This window comes from Magnetospira sp. QH-2, assembly GCF_000968135.1.
Taxonomy (GTDB): domain Bacteria; phylum Pseudomonadota; class Alphaproteobacteria; order Rhodospirillales; family Magnetospiraceae; genus Magnetospira.
The window spans coordinates 1070456-1092871 of record NZ_FO538765.1 but is presented as its reverse complement, the minus strand read 5'-3'; the positions used below and the strand labels follow the sequence as shown (position 1 = coordinate 1092871).

19 protein-coding genes and 1 tRNA gene are annotated in these 22416 nt (G+C 60.0%); 10 read left to right on the top strand and 10 right to left on the bottom strand.

The annotated features are described in order from the left end of the window. Positions 1-2: 2 nt before the first annotated feature. The 3 genes from MGMAQ_RS05195 to MGMAQ_RS05185 are packed head-to-tail and all read left to right on the top strand — an operon-like array spanning position 3 to position 4305. Complete coding sequence (locus MGMAQ_RS05195) at positions 3-1196, top strand: glycoside hydrolase family 57 (protein ID WP_046020704.1); 1194 nt, start codon at positions 3-5, stop codon at positions 1194-1196. Between the two features lie 4 nt (positions 1197-1200). After that, a complete protein-coding gene (locus MGMAQ_RS05190; RefSeq protein ID WP_198409161.1) occupies positions 1201-2814 on the top strand; it encodes a glycogen synthase in 1614 nt (537 codons plus the stop codon). A gap of 21 nt (positions 2815-2835) precedes the next feature. Further along, the gene (locus tag MGMAQ_RS05185; protein WP_046020703.1) at positions 2836-4305 is read left to right on the top strand and encodes a glycosyl hydrolase family 57; all 1470 of its coding nucleotides are present in this window, start codon (positions 2836-2838) and stop codon (positions 4303-4305) included. 31 nt (positions 4306-4336) lie between these two features. Here MGMAQ_RS05185 and MGMAQ_RS05180 read toward each other — a convergent pair whose 3' ends face one another. Further along, a complete protein-coding gene (locus MGMAQ_RS05180; protein WP_046020702.1) occupies positions 4337-5881 on the bottom strand; it encodes a hypothetical protein in 1545 nt (514 codons plus the stop codon). Between the two features lie 579 nt (positions 5882-6460). Next, positions 6461-8641: a DEAD/DEAH box helicase gene (locus tag MGMAQ_RS05175; RefSeq protein ID WP_052716142.1), complete on the bottom strand. Its 2181-nt coding sequence runs from the start codon at positions 8639-8641 to the stop codon at positions 6461-6463. Positions 8642-8809: 168 nt separating this feature from the next. Between MGMAQ_RS05175 and MGMAQ_RS05170 the strand changes: the two genes are divergently transcribed. Both MGMAQ_RS05170 and meaB read left to right on the top strand, forming a co-directional pair. After that, positions 8810-9100 carry a hypothetical protein gene (locus tag MGMAQ_RS05170; RefSeq protein WP_046020701.1) on the top strand — a complete coding sequence of 97 codons (291 nt, stop codon included), beginning with the start codon at positions 8810-8812 and terminating at the stop codon, positions 9098-9100. Beyond that, entirely contained in the window at positions 9097-10047 is a 951-nt protein-coding gene (gene meaB, locus MGMAQ_RS05165) for a methylmalonyl Co-A mutase-associated GTPase MeaB (RefSeq protein ID WP_046020700.1), read from the top strand. The genes MGMAQ_RS05170 and meaB overlap by 4 nt, the downstream gene beginning before the upstream one ends. On the opposite strand, the gene MGMAQ_RS05160 is transcribed toward meaB, so the two are convergent. Both MGMAQ_RS05160 and MGMAQ_RS05155 read right to left on the bottom strand, forming a co-directional pair. Beyond that, positions 10035-10478 (bottom strand): cyclic nucleotide-binding/CBS domain-containing protein, encoded by a 444-nt coding sequence (locus MGMAQ_RS05160; protein ID WP_046020699.1) that lies wholly within the window; start codon positions 10476-10478, stop codon positions 10035-10037. The genes meaB and MGMAQ_RS05160 overlap by 13 nt on opposite strands. A gap of 160 nt (positions 10479-10638) precedes the next feature. Then, a complete protein-coding gene (locus MGMAQ_RS05155; protein WP_046020698.1) occupies positions 10639-11139 on the bottom strand; it encodes a DUF302 domain-containing protein in 501 nt (166 codons plus the stop codon). Between the two features lie 302 nt (positions 11140-11441). Here MGMAQ_RS05155 and MGMAQ_RS05150 point away from each other — a divergent pair, with 302 nt between their 5' ends. From MGMAQ_RS05150 to MGMAQ_RS05130, 5 genes are all read left to right on the top strand, one after another. Then, on the top strand, positions 11442-12221 hold the full coding sequence (locus tag MGMAQ_RS05150) for a hemerythrin family protein (protein ID WP_046020697.1): 780 nt from the start codon (positions 11442-11444) through the stop codon (positions 12219-12221). Positions 12222-12268: 47 nt separating this feature from the next. Further along, positions 12269-12355: transfer RNA gene (locus MGMAQ_RS05145), tRNA-Leu, on the top strand. A 258-nt stretch (positions 12356-12613) separates the two neighbouring features. Then, positions 12614-13393 (top strand): PEP-CTERM sorting domain-containing protein, encoded by a 780-nt coding sequence (locus MGMAQ_RS05140; protein WP_148560852.1) that lies wholly within the window; start codon positions 12614-12616, stop codon positions 13391-13393. 156 nt (positions 13394-13549) lie between these two features. Beyond that, positions 13550-14347, top strand: a complete 798-nt coding sequence (locus MGMAQ_RS05135; protein WP_046020695.1) for a dioxygenase — start codon at positions 13550-13552, stop codon at positions 14345-14347. Between the two features lie 179 nt (positions 14348-14526). Beyond that, positions 14527-14706, top strand: a complete 180-nt coding sequence (locus MGMAQ_RS05130) for a hypothetical protein (RefSeq protein ID WP_046020694.1) — start codon at positions 14527-14529, stop codon at positions 14704-14706. A gap of 280 nt (positions 14707-14986) precedes the next feature. Here MGMAQ_RS05130 and MGMAQ_RS19320 read toward each other — a convergent pair whose 3' ends face one another. From MGMAQ_RS19320 to MGMAQ_RS05105, 6 genes are all read right to left on the bottom strand, one after another. Then, entirely contained in the window at positions 14987-15694 is a 708-nt protein-coding gene (locus MGMAQ_RS19320; RefSeq protein WP_252508681.1) for a cell wall protein TIR3 precursor, read from the bottom strand. A gap of 383 nt (positions 15695-16077) precedes the next feature. Beyond that, positions 16078-16737, bottom strand: coding sequence for a hypothetical protein (locus MGMAQ_RS05120; RefSeq protein WP_046020693.1), 660 nt, complete (start codon positions 16735-16737; stop codon positions 16078-16080). 68 nt (positions 16738-16805) lie between these two features. Next, the gene (locus MGMAQ_RS20975; protein ID WP_158498783.1) at positions 16806-16970 is read right to left on the bottom strand and encodes a hypothetical protein; all 165 of its coding nucleotides are present in this window, start codon (positions 16968-16970) and stop codon (positions 16806-16808) included. Positions 16971-16983: 13 nt separating this feature from the next. Beyond that, positions 16984-19119, bottom strand: coding sequence for a ferrous iron transport protein B (feoB, locus tag MGMAQ_RS05115; protein ID WP_046020692.1), 2136 nt, complete (start codon positions 19117-19119; stop codon positions 16984-16986). A 57-nt stretch (positions 19120-19176) separates the two neighbouring features. Further along, positions 19177-19473, bottom strand: coding sequence for a FeoA family protein (locus MGMAQ_RS05110; protein WP_198409160.1), 297 nt, complete (start codon positions 19471-19473; stop codon positions 19177-19179). A 150-nt stretch (positions 19474-19623) separates the two neighbouring features. Beyond that, positions 19624-22347, bottom strand: a complete 2724-nt coding sequence (locus tag MGMAQ_RS05105) for a cation-transporting P-type ATPase (RefSeq protein WP_052716141.1) — start codon at positions 22345-22347, stop codon at positions 19624-19626. Positions 22348-22416: the final 69 nt, after the last annotated feature.

Sequence of the window (22416 nt, the reverse complement as noted above, 5' to 3'; positions counted from 1 at the left end):
CCATGACCGCCATACACCACGCGTTGGTGCTCAATCTGCACCAGCCGTCCGGCAACCTTGAAAACCTGTTGGACGAAGCCAACTGGGAAGCCCGCGAAATCCTGTTCGCCATGGACCGCATCCCGCGCGCCCTGTGGGGCTGGGAAGACCTTGGCCGGGTGCACCTTTCCATGTCCGGCACCTTGCTGGAAACCTTGTCCAACAATGCATTTCAGGAACGGGTCTATGGGACCGTCGATTGCGGCGCTCTGCTCTGGCATCTACAGAACGACAAGATCATCAATATCCTCGGCACCGGTTTTTATCACCCGGTTCTGCCGCTGATTCCTCAATCGGACCGCAAGGAACATCTTGAACGGTGGAAGGGCCTGGCCAGCCACCTGTTCTGGCGTGACGGCTTTAACGGTTTCTGGCCGCCGGAGATGGGCTTCTCCATGGAGCTGATTCCGCTGCTGAAGAGTCTCGGCTATCGCTATGTACTGGTGGACAGCGATCACGTGGCGCCGGCCAACGGGTCCATGGAATGGCAGGATTTGCGCTATCGCCCCCATATCGCCCGCCATGAAGGCGACGAGATCGTCGTCGTGGTGCGCGACCGGGAACTGTCCGACGCCCAGGAATCGGGCATGGACTTCGGCTGGTTCGAAAACGAACTGGTCGAGCGTACCCGTTGGTGCGATTTCGAGCCCTTGGTCACCACCTGCACCGATGGCGACAACGGCGGTTGGTTCCGCAATACCAATTGGCAGTCCAATTTCTGGGGCGCTTTCTATGAACCACTGCTCACCGCCGCCCGCGATGATACCGGCCCCATCCGCCCGACCTTCATCGATGACTATCTCGACCGCTTCGGTACTTTCGGCGAAGTGACCGTCGGCACCGGCGCCTGGAACACCGGCTGGCATCATGGTCATGGCTTTACCCAATGGACCGGATCGGACCTGCAAAAAGCCGCCCTGGCGCGGCTGCCGGACATCAGCAAGAGTGTCCATGACGCCCGCTGGACCGCCTATGAACAAGGCCTGCACGATCCCGCCTTGCATCACGAACTGGAAGAATCCATGTGGCGGCTGTTGCGGGCTGAAACCAGCTGCAACGTCTACTGGGGCGAAGCCTGGGTGGATCGCTGCGAGGCGGACCTGGAAGAATCCCTGGTTCATCTGGCCCGGGCGCAGGCACTAATGGGGTCCGACTGAGATCATGACCAAGGCTCCGTCCCCTCGCAAGAAGGCCGCGCCCAAGGTCCCGGTCAAAGCCAAGCGCACGGCAAAGGCCGCCCCCCCGCCAAAGAAGAAGCCCGCGCCCAGGAAAAAGGCTGTCCCGAAGCCGAAAAGCAAGCCGGTACTCGACATCGTCATGGCGGCGTCGGAATGCGCGCCTATTGCCAAGGTCGGCGGGCTGGCCGATGTGGTTTACGGCCTTTCTGGCGCCCTACAATCCCAAGGCCACAACGTCGAAATCATCCTGCCCAAGTATGACTGCCTGCGCACCGACCATATCGACGACTTGCGCATGGAGATGGAAGAGCTCTGGGTGCCCTGGTACGAAGGCGCGATCCATTGCTCGGTGCTGGCCGGAAGCGTTCACGGACGGGACTGCCTGTTTATCGAGCCCCATTCGGACGAGAACTTCTTCTTCCGCGGCGCCTTTTACGGCTTTGACGACGAGCCCTATCGCTGGGCGTTTTTCTCCAAGGCGGTGCTGGAATTTCTGTTGCAAAGCGGTCGTCGCCCGGACGTCTTGCATGTGCATGACTGGCAGACGGCCCTGGTACCGGTGCTGCTGTATGAGGTCTATGCCCACAATGGCCTGGATAAGCTGCGGGTCTGCCTGACCATCCACAACTTCAAGCACCAAGGTACCGAAGACGCCGGAATCCTGCATGCCACCGGGCTGGGACGACCCGAATACTATTTCGATCCTCAGCGTATGGGCGATATCAATCCCGCCTTCATCAATTTCCTTAAGGGCGGCATTGTCTACGCCAACTTCACTGCCACCGTGTCGCCCAACCACGCCTGGGAAGTGCGCCATACGGACCAGAGTTTCGGTCTGGGGCAGGTGCTGCATATCCACCAGGATCGCTTCGGCGGCATCCTCAACGGTCTCGACTACGACATGTGGAATCCGGCCGCCGATCCTTTGATCCATTGCCCCTATGACAGCCGCGACGTGGACGGCAAGTACGGTAACAAGAAGGCCCTGCGGCAACGCTTCCTGTTGCAGGAAAGCTATCGCCCCATTGTCGCCTTCGTCGGCAGACTGGACGCCCAGAAAGGCCTGCCGCTGATCCGCCATGCCCTTTACCACTCCCTGGCCCACGGGGCGCAATTCGTGCTGCTTGGATCGAGTCCCGACCCGGCCATCCAGAAAGAGTTCGAGCAGCTGAAATGGCAATTCAACGACAACGAAGACTGCCATATGGAGCTCGCCTTCGACGAGGAAGCGGCACACCTGATCTATGCCGGAGCCGACATGATGGTGGTGCCCAGCGTGTTCGAGCCCTGCGGCCTGACCCAGATGATTGCCCTGCGTTATGGCACTGTGCCCATCGTGCGCGCGGTGGGCGGGTTGGCCGACACGGTGTTCGACTGGGATTACTCGGATATTCCTCAGGACGACCGAAACGGTTATACATTCCACAATGCCGACCTGCCGGGCATTGAATCGGCCTTGAACCGGGCCATCGCCCTGTGGAACCATCATCCCAGGGCCTTTCGCTGGATGATCGAAAACGGCATGAAACAGGATCTATCCTGGAGCGGCCCTGCCGGTCATTATGTCGACGTTTATCAGTACATCCGCCATAAGTAGCCTCACGAAGGATCGAGTCCCATGGATACCCTGCCCGAATATGTGGATGGTCTGCCCAACATCGCCGGTCGTGAAGATCTGATCGACAAGGTCATCGCCGACAGCCGCGACGAACAACTGTTCCTTCCCCATAGCCATATTGATTTCGGTGCCGCCAAATCCTGCTGTGCCAATGCCCTGCACATGCATCAGCCGTTGATCCCGGCGGGCGGTGGCGACCTGCAAACCGCCGAGATCATCGGCAACCTGCAAGACATGATGTGGCATCAAGACATCGGCGACAACCACAACGCCCCCGGCTTCCAGTGGTGCTACAAACGCATCGGCGAGTTTATCCCGCAACTGGTCGGCGAGGGCCATAATCCGCGCGTGATGCTGGAGTATTCCGGCACCCTTTTCCATGGCCTGCGGCAGATGGGCGCCCATGACGTATTGGACGCGCTGAAGAATATCACCGTCAATCCGGACTATGCCCGTTGTGTCGAGTGGCTGGGCATGCCCTGGGGACACGCGGTGGCGCCGTCGACCCCGGTGCAGGATTTCCGTCTGCATGTGAAGGCCTTCCAGCACCATTTCGCCGCCCTATTCGGCTTGGATGCCCTGAAACGTTTGCGCGGCTTCTCGCCCTCGGAGATGGCCCTGCCCAACCATCCCGACGTGGCCTATGAATTCGTCAAGACCCTGAAGGACTGCGGCTATCAATGGGTTTTGGTGCAGGAGCATTCCGTCCAACAACCGGACAATGGTTGGGGCCCGGAACTCAAGCACCTGCCCCACCGCCTGGTCTGCACCAATTCGAAAGGCGAGACGGCGAGCATCATCGCGGTGATCAAGACCCAGGGCTCGGACACCAAGCTGGTGGCGCAGATGCAGCCCTATTACGAGGCCCTGAGCCTGGACCGCTGGGAGCTGGCCGGGCAGTCGGTGCCGCCCATCGTCACTCAAATCGCCGACGGCGAGAATGGCGGCGTGATGATGAATGAATTCCCCGGCAAGTTCATGGACGTGGCCCGCGAGGCCTCGGGTTCCCAGACACCCATGGTCAATGCCTCGGAATATATCGAGTACCTGGCCTCCATCGGCATCGGCGAGGCCGATCTGCCCGCCCTGCAACCGGTGTTCCAGAACATGATCTGGGAGCGCATGAAGCCCGGCGACGGCCCGGACAAGCTGGCCCAGGTGATCGAGGAGTGTAAGAAAGAGGACCACCGCTTCCACATGGATGGTGGCTCCTGGACCAATGACCTGTCCTGGGTGCAGGGCTATGACAACGTGCTCGGCCCCATGGAAGAAGCCAGCAGCGCCTTTAACGAACGGGTGCTGGCCAACAACATGCCCACCAACGAGAACCGCTACCGCAAGGCCCTGTTCCACCTGATGAGCAGCCAGACCAGTTGCTACCGCTACTGGGGCCAGGGGCAATGGACCGATTATGGCCGCGAGATCTGCCGCCGGGCCAAGGATATCGTGACCTACGACTATCCGGGCTGACCATGCGTCTTGATCACGTCGTGTTTGATCGTCAGGAAACGCCCGGTTCAAACATGTACCGAAGGGTTTTTACCGCTTTATCCTTGGGGAGCGTTAAGACCTCACGATAGAGCTCAATGAACAAACGACACCCCTCTCCGACAACCCCGCCGTTTTCCGCTTGTTGGTATTTTTCAACAAAATCTTGGCCAAATCGTTCACTCAGTTTTGTGAAAACGGCTTCGAGGTAAGGCAAAACCTCATCTTCCCCCACGCCCGCGTGCGCGAGATCAAGCGCGGAGGCAATGACCATTTCGGAAATCTCAAGATCCCTCTGCAATTCCTCTTCGGACAAATAGTCTCTTAAATCCGTGAAGTGCTCACCATCCGGGAAGATATAATAGTGGCATGCGATCGGATCCACGGCGTCGATCTTACTCATCACATTTAGAAGGTAGCGGCCACCCTCCCAGATCGCTTGATCCGATGCCTGATAAAGGTATTTTTCCGTGACGCTTCTAACAATGGCCTTGATGAGGATTAATACATCCTTCTCGGATTCGCCATTCATCATCCCCGCGGCGAAAGTATCAACAATGGCCGAAAAGGCTTCTTCATCCACCTGCTTTATCAATACATACAATGGCAGATCCAGAAGGCTTTTCGTGATTGTTTCAGTGGCGGTCGATTCTTCGTAACCGGACAAGGCGAATTGCCCATTGGAATACTCCGTCGCAAAGCGAGCCTTGATGACTTCTTCGTGCGTTGGATACCACATGGAGCTATTCGGTGTATGGTAGGCTTTCATCATGAAGTCGCGGTCAATACCGGAAACAACCGCGTCATCGACAATTTCCTGGCTGGTTTCATCGAATTCGGAGGTTTCCAAACCAACGATAGAGGCTTGATGAAATCCGAGCTGCCCGGTCCATCGATGCAGATATCGCGTCACGCCCCCGGAAAAAGCAATGGTGCAAGCGGATTCACACGATGCCCCCACATACGTATCCAGCTTTGCCGCCCGGATATAATTGCGAAGTCGAATGGCCTCGCCAATGCGCCCGCCATGACTGGATAAATGCACAACGCGGATCTTGGGGTTGGCCCGCACAACCTCCTCCAGCTTTTCAGTCAGGCCAAAAGTAATCCCTCCCTTCACCTCGACTTCGGTACCGGCGTTCAAAACCCGGAAACTGTGCTCCCCCATTTCCTCGTCACCGAGGAGGATGTCCATTGATTCCACTATCTGCGGCACGCCCGACGTTACCACGGGAACGACGGACCTAAAGACACCGATGACCACCATTACCTGCGCCAGGATCGCCCAAAATCCGGATCCACCCCGCTCTTTGTGCCGACTGGCCGACCGCCAAATCCCCACCAATTGCCAGACAGACAATACCGACACGCTGGTCCAGATAAAGACAATCGTTACCAACCCCCAAAAAGGATCGTATTGCTCCGGAACGCCGGCCAGCCCTTCAACGACGATCGCAAAGAGAAAGGTGAGCACGACCCCATTGAACCAATAGGAGACACCAAGGGAAAGGTCGCCACGCCAATGACGCCCCAGCCAGGATTGAGAAAACCAGGTCATGAGTCTCCCTTCGTATGCCAAAACGACCGTTGAGGTTATTCAGGTCTACGGGTCACTCATACACCATTTTGAATCTATTTAAATAAATAACTCTCTCTAAGATAGCCGTCGCGGCGTTTGGTTTTACGCGCGCCATCACGGGCCGCCTTCTGGTGAAAGGGGCGAACCTGGCGGGCATGGATTGGGTGATTTTCCTAGCTGCCGGCCTAAAGTCTTTCGCGTATAATATGACCCATTGTGACCGAATTATTTTGCCTTAGGGGCAGGAGCGGCGCGCAGGGCGTAGCGGGGCTACGGTCAAGGGTCGCGACGCTCCCCTTAGCGCGTGTCGGGTCCAATCGGACCCGCTAGACACGCGCGACCTTATTGGAATCGATCACGTCGTGTTTGATCGAAACCGATCAAACACGACGTGATCTAGGCAAAAGGATCGGCCCGCAGGGTGGTCTCCGGTGGCCTCCGGTGGCCGCCCGCGGCGTCAAAGTCCCTCACCGATGCGCCGCATCGCTTTCGGGATCTTTCCTGGCGGTTCGACTCACCGGAGACCATCACAATGGGGCATATGAAACGCGAAAGGCTCTACCCCCCCTTCTTCGCCACCCGCTTGCGCATCAAGGGCCGAGACCCGGGGTCATCCTGTGTGCGTTGCTTTCTGCCCCCCTTGGGGAACTTGGGCTTGAAGTCTTTCTTGCCCTTGGGTTTGCCCTTGGCCTTGGATTTTGGCTTGGTCCGTGGCTTGCCGCCGGGGCCATCCGATTTCGCTTCACCGCCTTTGAAATTAAGCCCCAGCTTGGGTCGCGAGCCCGGTTGCGGTACGCCGCGCACGGTCGGCCTGGCGTCCGTTTCAGCCTGCGCCTGTTTAGCCTTGGGCGCTGTCTTGGTCGGGCGCTCGGGCTTGGCGGCCCGTTCCGGCTTCTTTTTCCACGGGTCGCGTTTAGGTTTTTCTACAGGCTTGTCCGCCTGATCAACAATCTTCTTGGACCAGGAGTTGGATTTCGGATTCGGCTTTGGCTTGGGGGATGGCTTGGCGGGTGCCTCGACCGGTTTCGCCTTGGGTTTCTCGGGAGGCGTATGAGCGTCGGTTTTCGGCCCCTCATAGGGCTTTTTATCCGCGTAGGGTTTCTTGCGGGCATAAGGCTTGCGCGGACCGGCATCTTTCGGCGGTTCCGGGATGCCTTCCAGCCGGGTCACGGAAATGGTCTTTTCCACTTTCTGTCCCGGTCCCAGGGCCTCCATGAATCGCTCGATGCTGTCGGGCGCCAATTCCACATGGGTTTCCTTGGCATGAATGCGGATGGCGCCGATTTCGTGTTTGGTCACATGACCGGCGCGACAGAGCATGGGCAGCAGCCAGCGCGGCTCGGCGGTATGCTCACGGCCCACGGACAAGGAGATCCACACCCCGTTCTTGAAGTCGTCACGCTGCCTTTTGGGGCGCTCCACCGGCGCGGTATTCAGCAGTTCCTCGGGTGCCGGCTGTTCGGCCCGGCGCAGGCGGAGAAAGGCGGCGGCAACCTGTTCGGGGGAATGCTGATCCAATAGCTCCTGGGCAAAGGCTTGTTCGTCCTCGGAGAGGGCTTCGGTGAGCATGGGGTCGGCGAGAATGCGTTCGCGGTCCCGGGCTTGAATATCCTCCACCGACGGTGGGTTGGCCCAGGTGGCCTCGATATTGGCCGCGCGCAACATGCGTTCCGTGCGCGAGCGCCAGTTATGCGGCACGATCAGCGCGCTGACACCCTTTCGCCCCGCCCGCCCGGTACGGCCGCTACGATGCAGCAGTCCCTCGCGATTTTTGGGCAGATCCGCATGGATGACCAGCTCCAGGCCGGGCAGATCAATGCCCCGTGCCGCCACGTCGGTGGCGATACAGACCCGGGCCCGGGCGTCGCGCATGGCCTGCAGGGCATGACTGCGCTCGTTCTGGCTCAGTTCCCCGGATAGCGCTACCACGGAAAAACCGCGATTGGCGAAGCGGCTGGTCATATGATTGACCGTGGCCCGGGTGGAACAGAACACCAAGGCATTCTTGGCATCATAGAAGCGCAGCAGGTTGATGATGGCGTTTTCCCGATCATTGGGCGCCACGGTCAAAGCGCGATAATCTATATCGAGATGCTGCGACTGCTCAGCCACGGTGCTGACCCGCACCGCGTCGCGCTGGTAGCGCTTAGCCAGATTGGCGATGGATCGGGGCACGGTGGCGGAAAACATCAAGGTCCGGCGCTCGGCGGGTGCCGCGTCGAGGATGTATTCCAAGTCGTCGCGGAATCCCAGATCGAGCATCTCATCGGCTTCGTCCAGCACCACGGCGCGCAGGCCCGCCGTATCCAAGGAACCGCGCTCGATGTGATCGCGCAGACGTCCTGGAGTGCCGACGACCATATGGGCTCCCCGCTCCAAGACCCGGCGCTCGGTGCGCATATCCATGCCGCCAACACAGGAAGCCACGGTGGCGCCGGTCATTTCAAACAGCCATTCCAGCTCCCGCTTGACCTGCAAAGCCAGCTCGCGGGTTGGCGCAACGGCCAAGGCCAAAGGGGCCTGAGCGAAGGCAAAGCGGCCATTGTCATTGAGCAGGGTCCGCGCCAGGGCCATGCCAAAGGCGACGGTTTTGCCCGATCCGGTCTGCGCAGACACCAAGGCATCGGAGTCCAGCAGGTCAGGACGCAGCATGGCCTCTTGTACCGGGGTCAAATGGGTGTAGCCACGCTTCGTCAAAGCCTGGCCCAGCGTCTCGGCGACGCCTTCGAATTCTGTCATTTTTCTTCTTTCGGAGTGGTGAGCGTGCGGTCTATTCCAGACTGATCAAGCCTTAAGCGAAACTCTCCGCGACGACCGTCAAGCGGCGCACCATAACAGAACTCCTCTCTGTTCACCATCCCCTCGCGCCGAGTAGAATGGTGGCTTGTACCCGCAGCGGAGTCCCCCATGCCCCCTCTCCCCTTGAAACTGATTCTCGCCGGACGTGACGATCACGACCCCGCTTTGCAGGCCTTGGCCTCGGCCTTGCGCGATGGGGGGATGGAAGTGGTCTATTTGGGCAAAGCACCCGCGGCAACGGTGCTGGCCGACGTGGCCTTGCAAGAGGATGCCCGAGGCATCGTCCTCGTAGGCGTCGAAAGGGTCGATATACCCGATGTCCCGGTGGCGAGCATTGACCCAGACAGCGAGGATGGCGGCGCCGAGGCCCTGCGCCAACTATTGGAGAATCTTTCATGAGTCTCGATTGGCTGCCTAAGCTGGCCGAAGGGAACCGGGGTGCCCTGGCCCGCGCCATCACCGCCGTGGAAAATGAAACCGCCGATGCCCAGGCTGTCCTGGCAGAGGTCCAGCCGCGCCTCGGGTGTGCCCGGGTGATTGGCTTGACCGGGTCGCCGGGGGCCGGGAAATCCACCCTGGTCTCGGCCCTGGTGGCGGCCTTTCGGGAGCAGGATCTGAGCGTCGGCGTGGTGGCCGTGGATCCCAGCAGCCCCCTCACCGGCGGCGCCATCCTCGGGGACCGGGTGCGCATGTCCGACCATGCCGGAGACCCGGGCGTGTTCGTGCGCAGCCTGGCCTCGCGGGGGCATGTGGGTGGTCTGTCACGCACCGCGGCGCGGGTGGTGGATGTGATGGACGCGGCGGGGCGCGACCGGGTGGTGGTGGAAACCGTCGGCGCCGGGCAGTCGGAAGTGGAGATTGCCGGGCTGGCCCAGACCCGCATTGTGGTGGTGGCGCCAGGCATGGGTGACGACATTCAGGCGGTCAAGGCGGGCATCCTGGAAATCGCCGATATCCTGGTGGTCAACAAGGGGGACCAGCCCCTGGCTCAGGCCTCGGCGGCGCAACTGGGCGATATGGTATCCATGACGGCCAATGGGACAACAGGCGGTGCCTGGTCGCCGCCGGTGATCATCACCACGGCGGTCACCGGAGAGGGCATCCCTGAATTGGCCCAAGCCATCGACGCCCATGGCCGTTGGCTGGCCGAGCATCCGCGCGGGTTGGACCCGCAAGGGCGCACGAGGCAGTTGGTCGCCACGTTGGCCGGGCAAAGACTGACCGATGCCCTGCTGGAAAGCGGGGACAGAGCTCTTGAAGACCTTTTAGCCCGGGTCGCGCGTGGCGAAACCGACTTCGATTCCGCCGCGCGGGAAGCCCTTAAGCTAATGAGTCAGGCACCGTAACGGTCGCCGAACACAAAGGCCTCGGTTTCCTTGATGTCGTGTTCCAATTCATCGGTGATGGAGGCATAGAGGTCACGAATGGACACCATGCTGACCACCTGACCGTTGTCAACCACCGGCAGGTGGCGCACGTGACGGGTCTGCATGAGCCTCAAGGCGCTATAGGCTGTATCATCCGGGGACAAGGTGTCCGGGTTGGGCGTCATAATCTCGGCTAAAGTGGTTGCATCGGGGGTATTGCCGGTGGCGACGACCTTGCGGGTAAGATCCCGTTCGGTGACGATTCCGACCAGATTGCCATCTTCAAGAACCACCGAAGCGGCGACGTTGCGCTCGGCCATGCATTCGGCGGCGGCGCGAGCCGAGTCCGACGGGCTGAGAGCGCAGGCAGTTTGGAATTGAACAATATCCGGTATGATCTTCCTGTGCATAACGTAAAACCTCCTAATTTATGTCGGTATTACTGTATTATTTTTATGTAGGCACTCCTCCGAACAGCGCAAGTGTAGCATGAAAAAGAGGGCCTCCGCCAATGGAAGGCCCTCTTTCGTGTAAAATTGTTTTATTTCAGGTCATTGACCTTGGAGAATTCTAGAAATCACCCTTTGCGGCTGAATCCATGATCTCCACCAGTGTGTCTCGGACCCGGATGGCGATATCCAACACTTCGCCTTCGAGCTTGGCAAACTGGATCATCAAGTCCAGATCCAGCATCTCGAGCCACAAGCGGCCTTCGGGGTCTTCCACCAGGATGATCCGGCAAGGCATATAGGCGGCGAAGCTCATGTCCACATCGACCATTTTCCGCGCATCTTCCGGATTGCAGAACTGGTAGATATCCAACTGCGCCGACTTGACGCCGCGATTGTTGAGTTCGGTGGACAGGGGCTGATGCCCGACGAACTTCATGTTCAGTTCCGCCGCCTTGGACATCATGGACTCGCGCACGTCTTCGGCGGTCAGCCCTTCGGCCACCTGCTGCATGACCACGGTCTGCTTGATCTCGAAGGAATTCATGGCGATCAAAAGACCACCCGCCGCACCTGCCGCCAACAGCACCAGGGCGAAAATCAGTTTCAATGCTCCGTTCATGGTTCCCTTCCCATATTTCGCGGACCCGAATCAATCCGGTCCGGCCTCCTCCCACCAACTCCCCGGTGCCTCGCATTGGGCCTCGGGATCATTGTTCGAGCGGCCTTTGTATCCCAAGTCTGGGGGTCCGGGCAATGATCTGGGTTAGACGCATTCCGGAATCATTCCAATATGAGCATTTTCCTGCGGCAATTCTTACGACATTCCTGTATTCTTTCGGATATGTTGTCAGGGGAACGTTGGGGCAGCCCATTTAAAGAACGGGCCGTTGTTGTATTGTCCGGAGGCCGAACGCATTGAATATGAGCCAGAATTTCCCCCAGAGCGGCAATGAAATCATCGACAAGCACCACGCGGACCTGACTCGGCTGGTCAGCAAGCTGGCCCATGCCTGGATTATGGAACAGGATCCGAATGCCTGCGACGCAGTCATCGACAGCTTTCTCGCCAATTTGGATGACCATTTCCAGACCGAGATGACCATCGTGCGCGCCGCCGGATTCGCCGGTTGGCAACGGCACAACGAAGACCATGCCCATATCATCCGCAAGCTGCGCAAGCTCGCCGACGGCAAGGGTGAGGACTATATGTACCGCTTCATTGACGAAGCGGAACGCACGGTATTCGAGCACGAGTTGCTGGGCGATCAGGAATACTGGGAAGTGTTGGCCCAGACTCCGACCGAGCACCTGATTACCTGGGACGACTCATTGCTGGTCCATGACGAGATCATTGACGAGCACCACAAGGCTTTGGTGAACTATCTCAATCGGCTCTATGGCTGGATCATGAACGGGGTCGAGGAAGAGGTTTTCCTGGAAAACTTCGCCCAAATCTACAGCTTTACCAAGGTCCACTTTGAGCACGAGGAATCCGAATTCGCCACCATTCACTCGGCGGAAGCCCAGGCCCATGCCCGGGATCACGCTCGATTGCTGTCGGAACTGCGCCATACCATTGAAAATCTGCGCAAGGAAACGGACATGGACGATGCCCGCATCTTGATGCGTGATTTCGTCCGCTTCTGGCTCATCGATCACATCCTGGTCCACGACAAACCATTTTTCCTGCACAGGGGGTGACCCAGCCCCTTGATGCCATTAATATGCCCGCGTGAGTCACCCTCACCGCGGGCGTGGTGAAATTGGTAAACACATCAGACTTAAAATCTGACGGCGGAAACGCCCTGCCGGTTCAAGTCCGGCCGCCCGCACCACTCCCCTTCCTTTGGTTCCTGCTGTAAAAAAATGAGCGCCCGACAACGCTCATTCTGTCGGTATCTATTACACTTTTCTCATATGAATGCGGGTGGCGCGTGGCGGGAAAAACAGGCTTGCGCATCCAAGTCTCTGATTAAACTACTTATGATTGAATAACATTTTACTCTGGCACAGAATCTGCTTCTCCTTACCGGGTAATCCATTGGCTCGACAAGCCCAACGGTTGAGCGCGAACCTTTAAGGAGAAAATGACCATGACCGTATCCAAGAAAACGGCCATCGCCCTGGCGGCCGCCTTGCTATGCGCCACCACCACGGCCCGGGCCGAGATCATCGGCACCTATGATTTCAACGATAATCAGGTGCCCGATGGCTGGAGCTTTACCTCCTGGTCCCCACGCAACGGCTATGGCGCCATCGAGAACCAGCGTTTTCAGGTCCACAACATCGATGGGGGCGGCTACCTGACCTATGACCTGAACGGTGAATCATATGACAGCTTGACCATGACCTACATCGGCTCCATGGAGAGCATCTACTGGGGCAATAGCAATTGGCTACGCGTGGAGACCGACGGGGGAGCCTTCGTCAGCCGCAGCCGCATGGCCTCCTACAACTACGGCAGTAACCGCATGCGCGCCGATATCTTCGAAGGCGATGACCGGTTCGGCAATCTCCATACCTACGCCGACACCATTGGCGCCGTGCCCAACGACCCGGGCACCTACCGTTGGACCCATACGCTCCAGGATGGCAGCCTCAACATGCTGGTTCAGGACCTGGAATCCGGGGCCGTCATTCATGACGTCACCGCCGCCATTCCGCTGATGGACCTGTCCACGGCCACGAGCCTGTCCCTTTATCAGTACATCAACGCCGAGTCCTATCACTACACGCCGATCATGGGCTGGATTGACGATCTGGTAATCACCGGCACCCCGGTGGGCGTGCCGGAACCGGGCAGTCTGGCGTTGTTCGCCACCGGGCTTTTCGGGCTGACCCGCCTGCGGAGAAGGAACCCCGGCAAGGCCTGAGCTCTTCCTTTTTCATCCCGGCGCGTCCATATGGCGCGCCGGGATATACCCTCCGTGAATAGCCCCGCCCCCTTTTTAATTTCCGTTTTTGACCGGCGGTCACCATGCTGGCGACGATCGACCTTGCCCAGCGACAATGCCCGGAGACAATGCCCCATGTCCCGTCTGCCCAGCCTGTTCCTGTCCCACGGATCGCCGACCATGGCCCTCACCGACGGACCGACGGAACGGTTTCTGGATAAGCTTGGGAATCAGTTGGCGCGGCCAAAGGCCGTACTGTGTATTTCGGCCCACTATCTGGCTGCCGAGCCAACCCTGTCCAGCGGCGGGGCGCCCGCCACCATCCATGACTTTTACGGCTTTCCCGACGCGCTCTATGACATCGACTACCCGGCGCAGGGAGACCCGGTCCTCGCACAACGGGTGGCCGACCTCTTGGCCAAGGCCGGGGTCCCGACGCACATGGACCCGCTACGCGGTTTCGACCATGGCACCTGGGTGCCAATCGGTCGGATGTTCCCCGAAGCGGATGTGCCCGTGGTTCAATTGTCCCTGGATCCCCGACAACCGCCCGAAACCCATCACAACATCGGCAGCCTGCTGCGGCCCTTGCGGGACGAGGGCGTGTTGATCATCGGCTCCGGCGGCGCGACCCACAACCTGCACCAGTTCGTCCGCGCCATCCCCGATGCCCCACCACCAGACTGGGTCAGTGACTTCGATACGTGGCTCCACGAAAACTTGATCAGTGGCCACCATGATGAGCTGTTCGACTATCGCCGCCGTGCGCCTCACGCAGCAAAGAACCATCCCACCGAGGAACACCTGCTGCCACTCTATTACGCCCTCGGCGCGGCCAGCCCGGAAGAACCTCGAACCCGCATCCACTGGGCCTTCTCCGGTGGCGCCCTGAGTCTCGCCGCCTATGCCTTTGGAGATCGGCCCGGGGACTGAAGCGCGCGCCATCACCACCCGACGCCCAGCCCCTTAGCCCTTGCTCATCACGGCCCCTCCATCCTGCTCCACGCCCCATGACTTGTTAGTAATTGCTCACTTACTAATAGGGTCGATGACGGGCCGGCCTCCGTGAGGCCGCGCGGAGTTCCTCTCGTTTCAGGAAACGGAGACACGCCATGCCCCGCCGCATTGCCATGATCTTACCACTGCTCGCCCTCCTCCTACCCCTGTCGACCCAACCGGCCCGGGCGGCCGATCCCATGCAAGGCATTCCCCAGGCCATCAAACAGCAGATGCAGTTGATGACCCCCGAGACCCGCCAGGGGGGCTTGGCCAAGCCCCCCTGGCATCCTTGAGCTTACAGCCCTTGGACACTTTCTTCATAAGACAAGTCTTTCGCGTTACATATGACCCATTGTGACTGACTCATTTTGCCTTAGGGGCAGGAGTGGCGCGCAGGGCGTAGCGGGGCTACGGTCAAGGGTCGCGACGCTCCCCTTAGCGCGTGTCGGGTCCAATTGAATCCGACCCGCGCCAAGCCTGAAATCCAAGCCAGAACCCGAAACGGCGAACAAACGAAACGGGCCGGATCTTCGAGGATCCGGCCCGTTGCCATTCTATAGAGGGCGCCGTGATTTAGGCAGTGGCTTCTTCGCCGCCCTTGGAGCGCTTGTAGTAGCCATAGGCGGCAATGGCGCCGAGCACGCCGACGGTCCCAAGAGCGATCGGCCCCCAGATGCCCAGACCCAGGCCGAGACCCAGGCTCAGACCCTTGGCGCCACCCGTGGCGACAGTGGTTCCCGTCGCGGCGGTTCCCGTGGTGTTGGCAACGACCATGCCCTTGGCGGCACCGGCCTGCGTGGCGGCAGCCTTACCGGCTCCGGCGGCAGCCTTGGTTCCGGCCAAACACTTGGCGCCACCAGCGCCACCCTTGGCAGCGGCGCCTTTGCCCATGGCACCCTTGGCCATGGCGGCGGCACCTTCGTTTTCAATCTCGCGAGCAGCGGCGGCTTTCGCGGCACCGCCCTTCATGGCGGCAGCCTTGCCACCCGCGGCACCCTTGCCAGCGGCGGCCTTGCCCATGGCGGCGGCGCCTTCGTTTTCGACTTCGCGTGCGGCGGCTCCCTTGGCCATGGCGGCCTTGGCGCCACCAGCTTTCGTGCCGGCCACGTCGACCTTGGCCACGGTGGCCGCGCCACCCTTCTTGGCGGCGGCGGCTTTGACCCCTGCAGCCTTGCCGGTCATGCCGTTGAGCTGAATATTGGTGAGATCCACGGTCGCCGGCCCGGTGATGTTCAGGGTTTCTTTGGCGCCGAGGGTCAAGGTGGCGTCGGTGATAGGCATATCGAACCTCGTTAAATCTGGTTATTCCATCAATCGGGCATGCAATCGAACTGGCCCCATAGCGAAATTGATACCTGTACAGCACAGAAAACGCAAGCACTGTAATTGCAAGTAAAAGCCTCTATCCTTCCGAGTAACTCAAAACAAAACCTAGACAGTTATATTATTACATTCAATATATAAATGAGAATTATTATCAATTACTGAATTTATCTCCCGATTTTACCATGTTAGCTCGGGAAGCAAGCCCCCCCCCTCAATTTCACACCTAGGTCAAGCGCAAATAACGTATGGGACGTTACTTCGTCCTGTTGAAAAAACCATGGCGAAGGTTCCGTTTCGCAGCCGAAATACCCTCTATTTTGGGTATCCACGCCGAATCGTTACTTAAGGTTTGGTGCCTGCGGCGGAAGAGGCGGTGGTTCCGGCGTAACCGGAGTCACGGCGGGTGCCGGGGTGGAGTCAGGCAATGGCGCCACCTCCGGCGACGGCATGGCGAAGAACTCGGTCCAGTTGGCCAGCAGGTCATAGCCCACAACCCAGCCTTCTTTAATGAACCAGGGAATCTCGCCGATGGTCAGGGTATAGGCGATCAGCCAGGCGGCGATCATTTTGAGAAATACATTGCGGCGGCGGCGGTCGTGCCTCTCCAAGGCCAGCATGACCCGTTCCACCTGATTGAGGATATGGGTGCTTTCCTCCTCGTGTCGGAGCCAACGCAGCATTTCCGCTCGACGCTCCTTGGATTCGCCCTCCGCGCTGCGCGCACGGGGTTTGGCCCGGGGTACCGGGCGATCGTCGGGTCCCGGCTCGCGGTCGCGCCGAGGCTTTTCCAGGGGATCGGGATGCATTTGCGGCGGTGGCATGTCGATGGGTTCGCCGGGGTCGAGCTTTTCCCGGTCATCCCGGCTCCTCGAACGTCGGCGGGGCTCCGGCGGCAGATCCTCGGCGAGCAGTTCGAATTCCTCGAAGGCTTGCTGTTTCTTGCCACCAAACAAATCAAACAGACGGCTACGTTGGTATTCCTCGGGCTTTCTGGCCACGCTTCACTCCGCTCCGCAACAGCATTACGGATAGACTTACGGCGACCCGAGGGCCGCCGCAAGGTTCTTCAGCGCAGTTGACCGGACTTTCGGTCGAATTCCTTGATCTTGGTACAGCTGTCGGCCTTGTCGCACTTGTGGCAGCCGTTACCGAAGATCTTCGCGGCGATCCGATTGATCACGTAGTAGAACCCGAATCCGACCACAACGGCCAGCAGCAGAGCTTCGATCATTAGGGTCTCCCAGCTAGATGATGATCGCCCCGATGGTGACGATGCCGAAGGCCATGGTATAGGCCAGCACCAGCGAGAAAGCCACCGAGAACCCAGCCCACTTCCAGCCGCCCGCTTCCCGCTTGATCACCGCGATGGTGGCCAAACAGGGCGCATAGAGCAGAATGAAGACCATGAAGGCAAAGGCCACCAGCGGTGTCATGGACCCAGCCAGGGCCTGTCTCAGGCCGGTGGATTCCTCGTCCGCCTCCTCGCCCTGGGCGTACATGACCGCATAGGAGGCGACCACCACTTCCTTGGCCACGAAGCCAGTGAGGATGGCCACCGTATCCATCCAGGTAAAGCCGATGGGTTCGACGATCGGCGCAAAGCCACCGGCGATCCTGCCCAGATAGCTCTTTTGCAGTTCCTCGCCCGACTTCTTGCTTTGCAGGACGGCAAGCTGCGTGTCGCGGGCTTCGCTCTCGGGCTGGGTTTCCAGCACGGAAATCTGCGAATCGTAGTCCTGCGAGTATTGAATGTTCTGCGGGAAGGCCTGCAGGAACCAGATGATGATCGAGCCCACCAGGATGACGCCCGCGACCTTTTTCAAGAAGCCCAGGGCCTTTTCACCCATGTGATGCATGACCGCGGCGGCCGTCGGCATGCGGTAGGGCGGCAGTTCCATGACAAAGGGTTCGGATTCGCCCTTGAACACGAACTTGTCCAAAAGCACCGCCGCCAGCACCGCCATGACGATGGACAGCATGTACATGCCGAACACCACCGTGCCCGCGCTCTCGGCAAAGAACGCACCGGCGAACAACACGAACACCGGCAGCCGGGCCGAACAGGTGATGTAGGGATTGACCAAAATGGCAATCATCCGCGACCGGTCGCTCTCGATGGTCCGGGTGGCCATGATGGCGGGCACGTTGCAGCCGAAGCCCATGACCAGCGGAATGAAGGCTTTGCCGTGCATACCGAAGCTATGCATGATCCGGTCGAGCAGGAAGGCCGAGCGCGACAGGTAGCCGGTCTCGCTGAAAATGGCCATGAAGAAGAACAAAATGACGATGTTGGGCAGGAAGATGATCGTTCCGCCCATGCCGGCGATGATGCCGTCCACCACCAAGTCATGCACCATGCCCGCCGGGAGGATTCCGGAAACGACCTCTGAAATCCAGCCGACCCCGGCATCAATCCAGTCCATGGGAATGGCGCCGACGGTAAAGGTGGTTTCGAACATCAGCCACAGGAAGCCCAGGAAAATGGGCAGCCCAAGGACCGGGTGCAGGGTCAGGGAATCGATAAAGCGGGTCATGTCCATGCGCTTGGCCATGTCATCGACCTCGCCGCCCACTTCCATCAAAAGACCGTGGATGAAGCCGTAGCGCGCGGTGGCGAACATGGCCTCGACGCTTTCGCCGTGGGTCCGCACCAGCTCTTCACGGTCGCTGGTCACCAGCCCCACCAATTCATCATGCTCGGCCTCGCGCCGCAGCACTTCGTCATCGCCTTCGAGAAGCTTGATAGCCAGCCAGCGGCTCTGGGTTTCCTTCAGCATGCCGGGATGCAGATCGGCGACCTGTTTCTCGGCCCGCTCGATGGCTTCTTCCAGATGGCTGTCATAGGGCACCCGCAACGGATGCTCCGAGGGCAGGCCCTCGGCGACCGTGACCACCGCATCCAGCAGAGCCTCGACCCCTTCGCCGTTTTTGGCCACGGTTTCCACCACGGGGCCACCGAGCATGGAGCCAAAATCACCGATGTTGATGGTCCGTCCCTTGGACCGCATCTCGTCGGCCATGTTAAGGCAATAGACCCGAGGGGCGCCCATCTCGATGAGCTGAGTGGTCAGGAACAAGCTGCGTTGCAGATTGCCCGCGTCCAGTACGTTAAGGACAATGTCGGGGCGGGTGTCTTGAATGTAGTCACGGGCGATGCGTTCTTCCGGCGATTGGGAGGTCAGGGAATAAACCCCCGGCAGGTCGACGAACTCCAGGGTCCAGCCCTTGTGTTCGACGGCGCGCATCTTCTTGGCCACCGTGACCCGGGGATAGTTACCCACGGAATCATGCGATCCGGTCAGCTTGTTCGACAGCGACGTCTTGCCGCAATTGGGGTTGCCCACCAGGGCAACCGTCACCCTACGCTCGTGAAGGTTCATTATCTTCCCTCGGAAAATTTATGTGTCTCGAATGGCAACCTCAAGGGTTGCCGCGCATCAGCCTTCGATGACGATCTGCTTGGCTTCCGCCTGCCGTAGGCTCAGCTTGTAGCCCATCAGCTCGTAAGCCCGGGGATCGCCCAGGGGGGCTTTGCGATCCAAGGAAATCTGCGTTCCCTTGACCACGCCCATGGAGGACAGACGGCGCTTCAGCGAATCATCGCCGGAGATGCAGATAATCGTGCTCTGCTCACCCGCTTTCAGGTCGGCCAGTGTCTTGTCGTTCTTGGTGTCGCCACAGCAATCATTACAGTCGTCGATCATATCGCCCCCGATATATTTGTTGCGTCTCATTCGCAATAGCGGCGCAATACTATTGATTCTGAGTATCATTACCAAGCGAAAAAAACGCCTTTCCTTCCTCTCGTCGAGAATCGACGGCTCAGACCCCTGAAAAACCATAATAATTATCCGGTTTTTTTCTTGGGGGGGGGGTGAATCGGCCTAACCGCGCGAACTTTTGCGCCGCAGGGCTTTTTCCAATTCAACCAGGAACAGGACCGACGAGGCCACCAGGACGATTCGAAGCCAGGTCTCCGGGCCGATGGCGGCAACCCCGAACAGGGTCTGCATGAATCCCAGGTAGGTGAAGCCGATCTGGATGATGATCAGCAACCCGACCGCATAGAGCGCCACCGGGCTGCCCAGCAGGCCGCGCCGGTTGAGCACAGGCCCGATAATGGACCGCGAATTGAACAGATAAAAGATCTCAAACAGGATCAGGGTATTGACCGCCACCGTGCGGGCCTCGGCCAGGCTGGCCCCTTGGGCGGTCTCCCACAGGTATAGACCGAAGACCCCGGTCACCAGGATCAGCGACACATAGGTAATGCGCCAGATGAAAAGCCGGGTCAGGATAGGCTCGTCCGGCTCGCGGGGCGGGCGCGCCATCACATGCGGTTCCGGCGGCTCGAAAGCCAAGGCCAGCGCCAAGGTCACGGCAGTGATCATATTGACCCACAGAATCTGTACCGGGGTCAGCGGCAAGTCGGCGAAACCAAACAGCACGGCGGCCAGAATGGTCAGCGCCTCGCCGCCATTGGTGGGCAGAATGAACAGGATCGACTTCTTGATGTTGTCGTCCACCGTCCGCCCCTCCTCCACCGCATGGGAGATAGAGGCGAAGTTGTCGTCGGCCAGCACCATTTCGGCGGCGTCCTTGGCCGCCTCGGTGCCGTTGCGGCCCATGGCCACCCCCACATCGGCCCGTTTGAGCGCCGGGGCATCGTTGACCCCGTCGCCGGTCATGGCGACGATGCCGCCCTGGCCTTGCATCAGACTGACCAGCCGCAGCTTATGTTCTGGACTCACCCGGGCGAACACATCCACCTGGGACAGCCGCGCCGAAAGCTCTTCGTCGTCCAGGTCATCCAGTTCAGCCCCGGTCAGGGCGCCGTCGGCATGGGCCAGATCCAGCTGCCGGGCGATGGCCCGGGCGGTCAGAGCATGATCGCCGGTGATCATCTTGACCCGGATCCCGGCCCCGCGACAGGTCCCCACCGCCGTCACCGCTTCCTCCCTCGGTGGATCGATCAGGCCGAACAGGGCCAGCATCACCAAGTCCCCGTCGATGTCGTCGAATTCCAATTCCAAGCGATCTCCCGGAACCTCCTGTACGGCCACCGCCAGCACCCGCTGCCCGCTATCGGCCAGGGTCTCGGTCATGCGGGACCAATAGTCCCGGTCGAGAAGACCATCGCCGTCCCGGGTCCGTTGGGTGCGGCACATCTCCAACAACCGCTCCGGCGCCCCCTTGACGAAGACGAAAGCTTCACCCGCGTGGCTATGGTGCAAGGTAGCCATGAAGCGATGCTCGGATTCGAATGGAATCAGATCCGTGCGCGGATACTGACGGGCCAGCAAGTCGGGCTCCAGTCCGGCCTTGATCCCGGCCACCAGCAGCGCCCCTTCCATGGGATCGCCATTGACCCGCCAGTCGCCGTCCTTTTGTTCCAACGAGGCATCGTTGCACAGGCAGGCCGCCTCCGCCGCCTGGATCAGAGCGAAATCCAAGGGCGCCAGCAACTCCGTGCCATCGGCATGGAATCCCCCGTGGGGGTCGTAGCCGGTACCGGAGGTTTCGAATCGCCCATCGGCGGTGACCAGTCCGCGCACGGTCATCTCGTTGCAGGTCAGGGTGCCGGTCTTGTCGGAACAGATGGTGGTCACCGCACCCAGGGTCTCCACCGCCGGCAGACGCCGGATGATGGCGTTGCGTTTGGCCATGCGCTGAACCCCGATGGCCAGGGTGATGGTCATGATGGCGGGCAGGCCTTCGGGAATCGCCGCTACCGCCAGCCCGACCCCGGCCAGGAACATCTGAACCGCCGAATAGCCCTGCACCAAGACCCCGAACAGGAAGGTAAACATGGTGATGGCGAGAATGCCCGCCGTCAGCCAGCGACCGAACTGGGCCATCTGACGCAGCAGCGGCGTGGTCAGTTGTTCCACCCGGGCGACCAGGGCACTGATGCGACCGATTTCCGTTTCCTTGCCCGTGGCGATGACCAATCCCGCCCCTTGTCCGGCGGTCACCAAGGTGCCCGAATAGGCCATGCAGCGGCGATCGGCGAGCACCGTTTCCTCCGGTCGTGGTTCGATGGTCTTGCTCACGGCGACGGATTCGCCTGTCAGCACCGCTTCCTGAAGACGCAGTTCCCGTCCGCTGAGCAGCCGCAGGTCGGCGGGCACCTTGTCGCCCGATTGCAGCAGTACCAGATCCCCGGGCACCAGATCCCGCGCCTCAATGACGGTTCGCCGTCCGTCCCGCAGGACCATGGCCTGGGGCGACAGCATATTGCGGATGGCGCGCAAGGCATCCTCGGCCTTGCCCTCTTGCAAGAATCCGATGATCACGTTGATCAGCACCACGGCGACAATGACCCCGGTGTCGATCCAGTGTTCCAGCGCGGCGGTCATCCCCGCCGCCGCCAGCAGCACGTAAATCAGCACATTATGGAACTGCCGCAGGAAACGCACAAAAGCGCTGACGGGCCTCGCTTCCGGAAGCTGATTGGGGCCAAATCTGGTTAGACGCTCTTGGGCCTGAAGATCACTCAGGCCATCGGGCCCGCAATCCAGAAGCTGTTGCACCCGCCCCATGTCCAACGCATGCCAAGGCACGCGCACAGGCGGCAACCCGTTGGGTTGCCGATCCGATCCATCCATGGTCGCGGCTCCCTGTTGGGTACCGAATAGTATAGCATTAAACGAGCCGGATAGGGACCGTTAGCCGGA